This is a genomic window from Pasteurella skyensis, assembly GCF_013377295.1.
GTDB classification, from domain to species: domain Bacteria; phylum Pseudomonadota; class Gammaproteobacteria; order Enterobacterales; family Pasteurellaceae; genus Phocoenobacter; species Phocoenobacter skyensis.
The window spans coordinates 1,558,966-1,571,123 of sequence record NZ_CP016180.1; the positions used below are offsets into that span (position 1 = coordinate 1,558,966).

Annotated in this window: 9 protein-coding genes and 1 pseudogene; 2 read left to right on the plus strand and 8 right to left on the minus strand. The window is 35.3% G+C overall.

The features are described 5' to 3' along the window. Window positions 1-90: 90 nt before the first annotated feature. Together zipA and ligA are read left to right on the plus strand one after the other, a co-directional pair. The gene (gene zipA / locus A6B44_RS07410; protein ID WP_090922967.1) at window positions 91-885 is read left to right on the plus strand and encodes a cell division protein ZipA; all 795 of its coding nucleotides are present in this window, start codon (window positions 91-93) and stop codon (window positions 883-885) included. A gap of 63 nt (window positions 886-948) precedes the next feature. Then, complete coding sequence (ligA, locus tag A6B44_RS07415) at window positions 949-2,979, plus strand: NAD-dependent DNA ligase LigA (protein ID WP_090922969.1); 2,031 nt, start codon at window positions 949-951, stop codon at window positions 2,977-2,979. Window positions 2,980-3,128: 149 nt separating this feature from the next. On the opposite strand, the pseudogene A6B44_RS07420 reads toward ligA, so the two are convergent. The 8 genes and pseudogenes from A6B44_RS07420 to murG form a co-directional block, all read right to left on the minus strand. After that, window positions 3,129-4,034: pseudogene (locus tag A6B44_RS07420) on the minus strand (IS256 family transposase, variant Zn-binding type); the annotation flags it as partial. Window positions 4,035-4,149: 115 nt separating this feature from the next. Then, window positions 4,150-5,067 (minus strand): UDP-3-O-acyl-N-acetylglucosamine deacetylase, encoded by a 918-nt coding sequence (lpxC, locus tag A6B44_RS07425; protein ID WP_090921277.1) that lies wholly within the window; start codon window positions 5,065-5,067, stop codon window positions 4,150-4,152. Between the two features lie 24 nt (window positions 5,068-5,091). Next, window positions 5,092-6,303 carry a cell division protein FtsZ gene (ftsZ, locus tag A6B44_RS07430; RefSeq protein ID WP_090921276.1) on the minus strand — a complete coding sequence of 404 codons (1,212 nt, stop codon included), beginning with the start codon at window positions 6,301-6,303 and terminating at the stop codon, window positions 5,092-5,094. A 271-nt stretch (window positions 6,304-6,574) separates the two neighbouring features. After that, entirely contained in the window at window positions 6,575-7,843 is a 1,269-nt protein-coding gene (gene ftsA / locus A6B44_RS07435; RefSeq protein ID WP_090921275.1) for a cell division protein FtsA, read from the minus strand. Between the two features lie 6 nt (window positions 7,844-7,849). Continuing rightward, complete coding sequence (locus tag A6B44_RS07440) at window positions 7,850-8,665, minus strand: cell division protein FtsQ/DivIB (protein ID WP_420801010.1); 816 nt, start codon at window positions 8,663-8,665, stop codon at window positions 7,850-7,852. After that, window positions 8,665-9,576 (minus strand): D-alanine--D-alanine ligase, encoded by a 912-nt coding sequence (locus A6B44_RS07445; RefSeq protein ID WP_090921274.1) that lies wholly within the window; start codon window positions 9,574-9,576, stop codon window positions 8,665-8,667. The genes A6B44_RS07440 and A6B44_RS07445 overlap by 1 nt, the downstream gene beginning before the upstream one ends. Further along, window positions 9,576-11,003, minus strand: coding sequence for a UDP-N-acetylmuramate--L-alanine ligase (gene murC, locus A6B44_RS07450; RefSeq protein WP_090921273.1), 1,428 nt, complete (start codon window positions 11,001-11,003; stop codon window positions 9,576-9,578). Before murC ends, A6B44_RS07445 begins: the two co-directional genes overlap by 1 nt. A gap of 23 nt (window positions 11,004-11,026) precedes the next feature. Next, the gene (gene murG, locus A6B44_RS07455; protein WP_090921272.1) at window positions 11,027-12,088 is read right to left on the minus strand and encodes an undecaprenyldiphospho-muramoylpentapeptide beta-N-acetylglucosaminyltransferase; all 1,062 of its coding nucleotides are present in this window, start codon (window positions 12,086-12,088) and stop codon (window positions 11,027-11,029) included. Window positions 12,089-12,158: the final 70 nt, after the last annotated feature.

Here is a 12,158-nt window from a genome sequence, read left to right on the forward strand (position 1 = left end):
TTTCCTTATATTTTTTAAAAAATGCGTAGAAATATGGTAAGCTATTCCAACTATTTTTACAAAGCATAAACTTTAAATAACGAGGACACAATGGAACTCTCAATAATTTTCTTTATTTCTGCAGGAATACTGATTGCTCTGTTAATTGGCTATTCTATACTGTCTTCCCACAAAGAAAAATCACAGATGTTTGAAAATAATTTTTCAAACAGACCTCAACAGCCTATTACACCTTTAAATGAGCCATCTTTCAAGAAAACATCTCAGACAGCATCTCAACCTGAGAGAGCAATAAATGCTGGAAGCAATCGTGATATGGAACAATCACTGAAAAGTATCAAAATCAGTTTAAATGATGAGGAAAGTGTTCCAAATAAACAACAAATTGAAGAGATTCAGCCGTCTTTATTTTCCAATCAAGATACAGAAGAACAAGAACCTGAATTGGATGCTCCAAAAATAGCTGAACAAGAAAAAAGTGATGTAAAAGAGCAAATTATTACACTGTACCTCGTTGCTCCTGAAAATACAGAATTTAAAGGTGAAGAGATTATACATAAACTAGAGGAGATGGGATTCCAATATGGTGAGCATCAAATTTTCCATCGCCATATAGATAATGCTGCAAGTCCTATTATTTTCAGTGTTGCCAATATGATACAACCTGGCGTTTTTGATCTCAGTAAAATAGATAGTTTTTCAACCATTGGATTGGTCTTTTTTATGCATATACCCTCATTATCAGGAAAAGATGTTGCCAATTTACGCTTGATGATCAGTACTGTAGAAAGTTTATCTCAGTCACTTGGTGGCTTCGTCTTAAATGATAAACATACTTTATTTGATGAACAATCTCACTTAGAATATATACAACGTGTACAATAATTTGTAAATTTTTATCTTAAACAGACCGCTTGTGAGCGGTCTTTTTTATCGAGAATAAGCGCAATGTCAAACTCTATCGAAACTAAACATAATGAACTAAAAGATCAACTACGTAAGTATGAATACCATTACCACGTATTAGATAACCCGATCGTACCAGATGCAGAATATGATCGTTTAATGAATAAACTCAAAGAGTTAGAACTAACATATCCCGATCTTATTACTGCCGATTCACCCACTCAACGAGTTGGAGCTAAACCTTTAGATGGTTTTAGTCAGGTAACACATAGAGTGCCAATGCTTTCTTTAGATAATGCATTTTCCGATGATGAGTTGGATCATTTTTTACGTCGCATTCAAGATCGTGTTGCAATTAATGTTTCTTCTCTTGAGTTTTGTTGTGAACCCAAATTAGATGGACTTGCCGTCAGTATTCTTTATAAAAATGGTATTCTCACTCAAGCCGCAACACGAGGAGATGGAGCGACAGGAGAAGATATTACAGCCAATATTCGCACTATTCGTAATATTCCATTAAAACTTAATATGACACATCCACCTGCTCATTTAGAAGTACGTGGAGAAGTGTTTATGCCGCACAAAGGTTTTAATTTACTTAATGAAAAAGCACTCTCCAAAGGAGAAAAAACATTCGCAAATCCACGTAATGCAGCAGCGGGCTCTTTACGCCAACTCGATCCTAATATTACTCGTCAACGTCCTTTAACACTAAATGCCTATGGCATTGGTATTTATGAAAGTGAGCAACCACTCCCTAATACACATTTTTCACGTTTACAATGGCTAAAGTCTATTGGCATTCCTATTAATAATGAAATAAAACTTGCTACTGGAAGAGAAGGGTTAATCGAGTTTTATCATTCTATTGAGTACAAACGTGATTCTCTTGGCTATGATATTGATGGCACTGTACTTAAAATTAACGACATTAAACTTCAAGAACAATTAGGTTTTATCTCTAAAGCACCTCGTTGGGCAATTGCTTATAAATTTCCCGCTCAAGAAGAAATGACAATTTTAAATGACGTTGAATTTCAAGTAGGACGAACGGGAGCGATTACTCCAGTTGCAAAATTAGAGCCTGTATTTGTAGGTGGTGTTACCGTAAGTAATGCAACCCTACATAACAGTGATGAAATTGAACGTTTAGGGATTTGTATTAATGATACTGTGATTGTACGTCGAGCAGGCGATGTTATTCCCAAAATTGTTGGTGTTGTTTTAGAACGTCGTCCTGAATTTGCAAAAAGTATCACTTATCCTACCGCTTGCCCTGTTTGTAACTCTTCTATCGTCCGAATTGAAGGAGAGGCTATTATACGTTGTACTGGAGGATTATTCTGTAACGCACAACGCAGAGAGATTTTAAAACATTTTGTCTCTCGTAAAGCTATGGATATTGATGGAGTGGGAGAAAAGCTTATTGAACAATTAATGAAGAAAGAAATTGTTCATACACCTGCTGATCTTTTTAAGCTTGAAAAAGAAATGCTAGTTCGCCTTGAAAGAATGGGAGAAAAATCTGCACAAAACGCATTACAAAGTATAGAAAAAGCCAAATCTACTACCCTTGCTCGTTTTCTCTTTTCATTAGGTATACGTGAGGTGGGAGAGGCAACAGCGCTCAATTTAGCGAATCATTTTGGCTCTCTTGAAGCAATTCGTGAAGCAAATCTTGAGCAATTAAAAGAAGTTCAAGATGTAGGAGATGTTGTAGCTAATCATATCTATCGCTTTTGGCTAGAACCACATAATATTTCGGTAGTGGAAGAATTAATTGCACTCGGAGTACATTGGGAAAATATCGTACAGCAAGATATTAAAGATAACCCTCTCAAAAATAAAAATGTGGTACTCACAGGCTCTCTATCACAACTCACACGAGATCAAGCAAAAGCCTTGTTGCAAAGTATGGGATGTAAAGTCTCTGGAAGTGTATCCAGCAAAACAGACTTCTTAATTGCAGGTGAAAAAGCGGGGTCAAAATTAACTAAAGCTCAAGAGTTGGATATTGAAATTTTAAGTGAACAAGATCTAATTAATCTCACAGTCTCAGTTAAAACAGAATAAGTGATAAATAACAAAAACCTCGTGCTTTGATTTCACACGAGGTTTCTTGAGGTTTAAAATAAAAGGCATAGTAGACAAAATAGTTGGTAATTTTGAGGAGCTATGCCCATAGTAGACAAATGAGTTGGTTTTTATTATTTTATAAATAATTACCAACTCCTTTTATTTAGAAAATCTTTTATAAACATAATCTTATGGTATTTGGTTAAACCATTATGATTAGATAGTTTTCGTTTAAGTTCTCCAAATAAACTTTCAAGCCTATTTGTTGTTTTTTCTATATTTAATTCAGGATATTTTTCAAAAGTAAATAAATAATCCATATTATATTTTAAGCTCCTGTAAGCACTTCTTATATTACGATGTTTAAAAGGATATTTACCCTTTTCATTTATTTTATCGGAGCGTTCATTTAAATATTCTTTATGTTTTAAATACCAATAATGTAAATTAATATAGAACTCGTTTTTAGAGCTATTTTTTAATGTTTTAACTAATATTTTTAGCTCTTTTCCCGCTTCAGATTTAGGGTTCCTTGTTAATTTCCTTATTACATTTGTTATTTGATGAAATTGGCAAAGTTGTGCAGGCGTATTTAAAAAATCTCTTAATAATCCTCGTCTTCCATCACAAGTAATAGATTGAATAATATAGCCTTTTTCTCTTAATTTATTCATTGCTAATAGATAATAAAGATTTTTTTCTGTTGTCACAATTTGATGATAAATTACCTTCTTTGATAAAGTGTCCATAAAAACGAGAACACCAAAATTTCGACCAAAGAAAGTGGTATCCATCATTAAGTTCAATTTATTATTTTGTGGGATATTTAATGGCGTTTTAGGGGCTTTTAAAACATATCTTTGAATAGTTCTAACAGAGCAATTATATTTAATTGCTAGTTGCTTATAGGTTTGTTTACCTTCTGTGTAATCTAGCCAAATTTGGCTTGAATTTAAGGATTTTTTGAAGGTAAAAGTTTTATTACAAATAGAGCATTTATAACGTTGAACATTATTTTGGGTACCATATTTGTGAATATTCGTTTTATGACAAAAAGGACAAGTTTTTTATTCATTTTCAAAAAAGTGGGCTAAAGCACAGTAATATAAAGCTTTAACCCATTTTTTACCAACTATTTTGTCTACTATGCCAAATAAAACGAACTTTCTAAACAAGCATATGCTGTTTCACTTGATATCCTCGTGGTACCGTTACTTTATCTTCAAAAGTCACAAACTCCCACGCATTTTCATTTTCAAGTACTGCTCTTAATAATTTATTATTAACACCGTGTCCTGATTTATATGCAGTAAATTCACCAATGATATTATAACCACACATAAATAGATCGCCTACTGCATCTAACATTTTATGACGCACTAACTCATCAGGAAAGCGTAACCCCTCTTCGTTTAAAATACGATATTTATCAAATACAATAGCATTATCTAAACTTCCACCTAAAACAAGTCCCATTGATTGAAGTTTTTCAATATCTTTCATAAACCCAAAGGTTCTTGCACGACTAAGCTGTTGAATAAAGTTCTGTGCAGAAAACTCCATTTGATAGTGACCTACATCCTTACTGATTGCAGGGTGAGAAAAATCAATAGTAAAATCTAATTTAAATCCATTATAAGGTTTCAATTCTGCCCATTTGTCTTCTTCTACTACTCGTACCGTCTCTTTTATGCGAATAAATTTTTTCAATGCATTTTGCTCTTCAATCCCTGCACTTAATAATAAATAAATGAAAGGGCTTGAACTGCCATCCATAATTGGAATTTCAGGCGCATCAACCTCAACAATGATGTTATCTAAACCAACAGCTGACATTGCCGCATTCAAATGCTCCACAGTTGAAATTTTCACACCATCATCATTAACCATACAAGTACAAAGAGTAGTATCACGAATACTATCCGCTCTAGCAGGAAAATAAACAGCAGGATCTAAATCAGTACGAACATAAAGCACCCCAGTATTACTAGGAGCAGGACGTAACCTGAGAGTTACTTTTTTACCACTATGTAACCCTATTCCTGTTACTTTTATCGCTTTCTTAAGTGTTCTTTGCTTAACCATATATATTAATTTAACCCATTCATTCTATTTCTTTAAAAAATCAGGAATTGATGATGGAGAAAATAATTTATTCTCATCAACTCTATGAGGTTGATTACTGCTTTTCTCAAACTGCTGAGATTGAGCTGGTTCATAACCAGCACTTCCCGTTGGTGTTGGTTCAACTTGAGGTTGCTGAGATTGCTGTACTCTTTGCTGATAATTAACATTGATATTACGCATATTTCTGCCATTCAATGCTTTTAGTTCTTGCTCAGAAGGCCCTATACCTGTAGCAACAAGTGTTACTCGAATCTGCCCTTCCATTTCTGGATAAATTGAAGTACCAAATACTACAGTCGCATCAGAAGAAGCATATTCGTGAATATAATCCATCACTTCATAAACTTCACTTAATTCAATATCCATACCTGATGTAATACTAACCAAAATCCCCTTAGCTTCAGACCAATCTACATCTTCCAATAATGGGCTTGCAACGGCATCTTGTGCAGCTTTTTCTGCTCTACCTTCTCCCTCTGCAATACCTGTACCCATCATTGCTCGTCCCATCTCTGACATTACTGTCTTAACATCAGCAAAATCCACATTGATTAGACCAGGAGACGTAATCATATCTGTAATACCTAATACTGCATTACGTAATACATCGTTTGCTGCTTTAAAAGCATCTAACATCTTAATGTTTTTAGGTAAAACTTTTAATAGTTTATCATTAGGAATAATAATTAATGAATCAACGTGCTTAGATAATTCTGCAATGCCTTGCTCAGCGTAACTCATACGCTTAGCACCTTCAAATCTGAAAGGCTTTGTCACAATGGCAACTGTTAACGCAGGCGGTTCAGCATTTTTTGCTATCTCTGCAATAACAGGCGCTGCACCAGTACCAGTACCTCCCCCCATACCTGCAGAAATAAACACCATATCAGCACCAGATAACATATTCGTCAAAGCATCTCTATCATCTTCAGCCGCTTGACGACCTACGTTTGGATTAGCGCCAGCACCAAGCCCTTTAGTAATTTTATCACCGATTTGGATTGTTTGACGTACAGCTGTTTTACGCAATGCTTGAGCATCAGTATTTACTGAAAAAAACTCAACACCACTTCCGACTTCACTATCCTCAGATTGACCTTCAACCATATGATTTAGTGCGTTACCGCCACCGCCGCCAACGCCAACAACCTTAATTACTGCATCAGGTGTTACTTCATATACTGGTTCAAACATTATTTATTCTCCCTAATGTGCAAATTCTAAACTCACACTTTCTATCTAAAAACGTTATTTGTTTCAATTATATAAACTTCCAAAAAACTTTATTATTATTCACTGTTCATTATTCATTTTGAGTCTATTCTAAACCGATATACTACCACAATCAAAACAGCATTGCATACTTAGTGTATTTATAATCCATAAAAATGACTATTTTATAACAAATTATTAATCAAAATAAGTGATTTATGTTAATTTTCTTCTCAGCTTCAACACGAGCAAACTAAAAGTTGGATTTTACCCAATTATATAATCTTTTAAAAACACTAAAAATTCCACTATCATTATTTAATGGTAATGGTTGATTATTCATATCATCACTATTTAAGTAGCTATATTGTAATAAGCCTAGTACAGTGGCATATTGTGGTTTATTTACATAATCTGTTAAACCTGTAATATTCAAAGGATAACCAACTCGAGCAGTAATACCAAAAACAGATTTTGCACATTCTACAATATCCTCTGCCTGTGCCCCACCCCCCGTCAATACAACACCTGCTGTTAAATCAAATTTAATCTCTTTTTGTTTTAGTTCAACTTGTAAAATTTCTAATTCACGCTGAATTAATTTTAACAAATCAGTATAACATTCTGAAGTAATGGCAGAAAAATCCTGCTTAGTAATATTTTGTGGTTGGCGACCACCTAAACCTGAAACTTCTATTTTTTTATCTACAAATGTACTTGGTGGAAAAATAGCGCTCGCATATTTTACTTTAATATTTTCAGCATCATTCGGTGATGTTGTAAAGGTTTTAGACACGTATTGAGTCACATCAATACCCGCAAATGGAATAACTTTACTATAGCGTAATGCACCATCCGCATACACCAAAATATCCATTGTTCCACCACCAATATCAACAAGGCACACCCCTAATTCCATTTCATCTTCAGTTAAAACAGAATAACTTGATGCAATCCCAGAAAAAACAACTTGGTCAATATTTAATTTGTTATTTTCAACTGCTTTACGCAAATTACGTAACCAATCTTGGTGACAAGTAATAAGATGAACTTGAGCTTGTAAGCGAACACCTTCTAAACCTAATGGTTTTTTAGTTCTTTCTAAATGATCGACTTTATATTCCTGTGGAATAACGTGCAGCATCTCTGCGCCTTCTGTTAACTTTACAGAACGAGCCGTATGAATTGCAAAATCGATATCACTATGAGTTACTTCCCCATTTTTAATTGCAACACTTCCAAGTTCATTAACGGTACGAATATGCTCTCCAGTAATCGCTAACGTTACACCTTTAATATCACAATTAGCAATAGATTCTGCTTGTTCGATTGCTCGTCTTATCGCATTCGTTACAGCTTCTAAATCTATCACACTACCACGTTTAATACCTTTAGAAGGACAAACTCCTGTTCCTAGCACATTTACAACTGCATCTGGCAACACTTCACCAACAACAGCAACGATCTTCGACGATCCTACTTCCAAACCAACAATAATCTTAGATTCTGCAATTTTTGACATATTTTTCTACTTATTTTTTAAAACAAATCCTACCGCAGCGCCATATTTATAACGCAAATCGACATAGGATATCATTTTTCCTTTTGGCACATCAATTTTAGGGAAAATTTTCACAAAACGATCTATTTTAGGAAGCCAATCCCCCCTTCCCAATAATAACTGTATTCCATTTGATAATGTAATCTTCCACGAACCTCTACTATCTATGGCAACAGATTGTAATATTAAGTTCCGTACAATTAAATCTTGCTTAATCTTCCCCCACGCATTTAATACTTTTTTTCCTTCTGTTTCAGGTCCATAGAGTATTGGAAACCCCGATCGATTCACTCTATCAAAAGGTAAATTAAACACCACACCTCGATCTGATAATAATTTAGTATCATTCCATAATGCAATTGGATTATGCTCAAAAAGCGTTAAACTCAGCTTATTCGGCCACACTTTTCTCACTACTACACTTCTAACCCAAGGAATGGCTAACAACTTTTTCTCAATCTGCTTTACATCTTGTCCAAAGTAACCTTTCATCGGAGAACCTGTAACCAGCGCATCTCGAATATCAGTATCCGTTGTAAATTGAAGCTTGTGAGTCAGTCCATAAACCTCTATTGGTGTACGATCAAGTTTTTCAAACCAACGCGTTTCACTACTATAAATAGCATAAATCGATACTATACAAAATAATATTACCAAAGGACGAATAAAAATAAAAATAAAAAGAGAGTATGATTTATGCTCACGCCCCTTACGTAATCCCTTTCTTACCTTTTTACTTTGTTTCTTCCGTTTAGCAAATACCTGATCACTTTTGTTAAACATTACACACTTAACTCCAGAATACGCTCAACAAGTTGCTCAAAAGTATAACCTATTTTTTGAGCAGCAAAAGGAAAATAACTGTGTGTTGTCATACCTGGACAAGTATTCGCTTCCATAAGGAAAAACTCCCCTTTAGCATTTTCCATCACATCAATTCTACTCCAAGCTCTGCATCCCAATACTTTATGAGCTTTCATCACTAATTCAGCAATTTCAGCTTGACGTTTATCATCTAATGCAGGACAAATATATTGTGTTTTATCAGAAATATATTTAGCGTGATAATCATAAAACTCACCATCTGGAATCACCTGTACCGTAGGTAGCACTTCATCGCCTAATACTGGTACAGAATACTCCGCTCCTGCTAAAAATTCTTCAATTAATACGGTGTCATCATACTTTAAGGCTTCTTCAATGGCTGGAATTAATTGTTCTTTTTCTTTTACTTTTACCACACCAACACTTGAACCTTCACAAGCAGGTTTCACAAAAAGAGGGAGCCCTAATTTTGCAAAAATTTCATCGGATCGTACCGCTTCCCCTTTGCGTACAATTTCCATTTCCGCAGTTGGAAGCCCTACTGCCTTCCATAACAGTTTTGTTCTAAACTTATCCATTGTTACCGCAGAAGCCATTACACCACTACCAGTATAAGGAATATTTAACTGATCTAAAACACCCTGTAATATCCCATTTTCACCAATACCACCATGTAAAATATTAAATACTCGCTGAAAACCCATCTCTTTTAATTGTTCTACTGGAGTAAATTTAGTATCTACCGCTTCAACGTTATAACCTAAACTTTTCAATGCATCAAAAACAGCTTGACCCGATGTTAATGACACCTCTCTTTCCGAAGAAACACCACCAAATAGAACTGCTATTTTTTCTTTTTTTAAATTCATTATTCTCTCCAGCTTTCTGCCAAATTACGTGAAATCTTACTCACACTTCCAGCACCTTGAGCTAACACTAAATCGCCATCTTGAATGACTTGATCTAACACCTCCCCAAGTTGCTCTACATCAGAGACTAAAATGGGATCAATTTTACCTAAATTACGAATAGAGCGACACAAAGATCGACTATCTGCTCCTGTAATCAGTGTTTCCCCTGCAGCATACACTTCAAGCATAACCAATACATCCACATTCGACAAGACTTTTACAAAATCATCAAATAAATCACGAGTTCGAGAATAACGATGAGGCTGAAAAATCATCACTATTCTTTTTCCTTTCCAACCATCCCTTGCTGCCTTGATAGTGACATCAACCTCAGTAGGGTGATGTCCGTAATCATCAACAAGGCGAACTTTGCCTTTTGGACGAATAAATTCACCCAACTGATCAAAACGTCTTCCAGCGCCCTGAAAATCTGCTAAAGCGGTTAAAATCGCTTCATTATCAATATTCTCTTCTTTCGCAACGGCTAAGGTCGCCGTTGCATTCAGTGCATTATGCTTACCCGGTACATTTAACAATACATTTATTTTTTCACCCGTTGGGCAAATCACAGTATAGTGACCTTGAAATCCTGTTTGCTCATAATTATCAATGCGATAATCCGCCGTTTCACTAAACCCATAAGTAATCACCTGACGCCCAACCTTAGGAACCATTTCCATTAAATCAGCATCATCTGCACACATTACTGCCAATCCATAAAAAGGTAAATTATGTAAAAATTTAACATAGGTTTCTTTCATTTTATCAAAAGACCCACCATAAGTATCCATATGATCGGGTTCAATATTCGTCACCACAGACACCATCGGTTGTAGATGTAAAAATGACGCGTCACTTTCATCTGCTTCAGCAATCAAATAACGACTTGCACCAAGATGAGCATTTTTCCCAGCAGATTTAACTAATCCACCATTAACAAAAGTAGGATCTAATTTTGCTTGAGCATACACCATTGAAAGCATTGCTGTTGTTGAGGTTTTACCGTGTGTCCCCGCCACAGCAATACCGTGACGAAAACGCATAATCTCCGCTAACATTTGAGCGCGTTGAATAACAGGAATACGTTGTTGTTTTGCAGCAACCACTTCAGGATTTTGTTCATCAATCGCACTAGACACCACTACTACATTTGCACCATCAATATTTTCAGCACGATGACCTATAAAAACCTTTGCACCATTTTTAACAAAATTTTGTGTTATAGGGCTTTCAGCAATATCTGAACCTGAAATTTGATAACCTTCATTCAACAAAATTTCTGCAATACCACTCATTCCTGCACCACCAATTCCAATAAAATGGATCTGCTTCACACGACGCATCTCAGGAATAATCTTTCTCACTTTATCTTGATAATTTTTCATTATTATTATTATTTATCCTTTGTCTATTTCGTTACTTCAATAATTACTTCTGCAACTCGTTTTGCAGAGAGAGGGGTAGCAGCTTCACGAGCCTTTAATGCCATTGCTAATAACTGCGGACGATCTGCTACTAAAGGTTGTAACTGCTTTATTAAATTGTCAGCAGTAAAGTCTTTTTGTTCAATAATAATGGCCGCTTTTATTTCTTCTAAATATTTTGCATTTAAGTATTGTTGACGATCCTTGTGCTGAAATGGTACAAAAACAGCAGGTACTCCCGCTGCAGCTATTTCACACACGGTTAATGCACCTGAGCGACAAATCACAAGATCTGCATCACCATAAGCTTGTGCAACATCATCAATAAATTCAGTCACCACGACATTTTCCGCCGATTGTTCAGCATAAAGCTGTTGTACACATTCTAAATTACCCTTACCGACTTGATGTAAAATTGCAATTTTTGATCCAAATGTACCCGCTATTTGTGGCAATGTTTGGTTTAAAATTCTTGCTCCTTGTGAGCCTCCCATTACTAGAATTTTTATGGCTCCTTCACGTTGTGCAAAACGTTGTTCTGGTGTTGGAAGTTGAAATAAATCTTGACGAACAGGATTTCCTACAACTTCTGCATTTTTAAATGCATTAGGAAAAGCTTGTAATACACGAGTTGCGACTTTTGATAACAATACATTGGTTAAGCCTGCAACAGCATTTTGCTCGTGTAATACCACAGGAACACCACATAATTTTGCCGCAATACCACCTGGTCCTGACACATAACCACCCATACCTAAAACGGCATTGGGTTGATACTGTTTAATAATTTTACGGGCTTGCCATACTGCTCTTATAGTCATAAAAGGTGCCTTTAACAATGCACCCATTCCTTTACCTCGCAATCCTGAAATTTGAATAAACTTAATTGGAATATTATATTTTGGTACTAACTCTGCTTCCATTCGGTCTTTTGTACCCAGCCAACAAATCTCCCAGCCTTGCTGTTGCAATTGTGTTGCCACTGCTATAGCAGGAAAAACGTGTCCTCCTGTTCCCCCTGCCATCACAAGTAATTTTTTTGTCATTTGTTCTCTTTCTCTATTTTCTTTTATTTATATCTAAATTCAGTCAATATTTTAACCTAAACGGTTTCAT

Coding starts and splice junctions, on each gene's coding strand:
- zipA (WP_090922967.1), top strand. CDS start 91: ATGGAACTCTCAATAATTTTCTTTATTTCTGCAGGAATACTGATTGCT.
- ligA (WP_090922969.1), top strand. CDS start 949: ATGTCAAACTCTATCGAAACTAAACATAATGAACTAAAAGATCAACTA.
- lpxC (WP_090921277.1), bottom strand. CDS start 5,067: ATGGTTAAGCAAAGAACACTTAAGAAAGCGATAAAAGTAACAGGAATA.
- ftsZ (WP_090921276.1), bottom strand. CDS start 6,303: ATGTTTGAACCAGTATATGAAGTAACACCTGATGCAGTAATTAAGGTT.
- ftsA (WP_090921275.1), bottom strand. CDS start 7,843: ATGTCAAAAATTGCAGAATCTAAGATTATTGTTGGTTTGGAAGTAGGA.
- A6B44_RS07440 (WP_420801010.1), bottom strand. CDS start 8,665: ATGTTTAACAAAAGTGATCAGGTATTTGCTAAACGGAAGAAACAAAGT.
- A6B44_RS07445 (WP_090921274.1), bottom strand. CDS start 9,576: ATGAATTTAAAAAAAGAAAAAATAGCAGTTCTATTTGGTGGTGTTTCT.
- murC (WP_090921273.1), bottom strand. CDS start 11,003: ATGAAAAATTATCAAGATAAAGTGAGAAAGATTATTCCTGAGATGCGT.
- murG (WP_090921272.1), bottom strand. CDS start 12,088: ATGACAAAAAAATTACTTGTGATGGCAGGGGGAACAGGAGGACACGTT.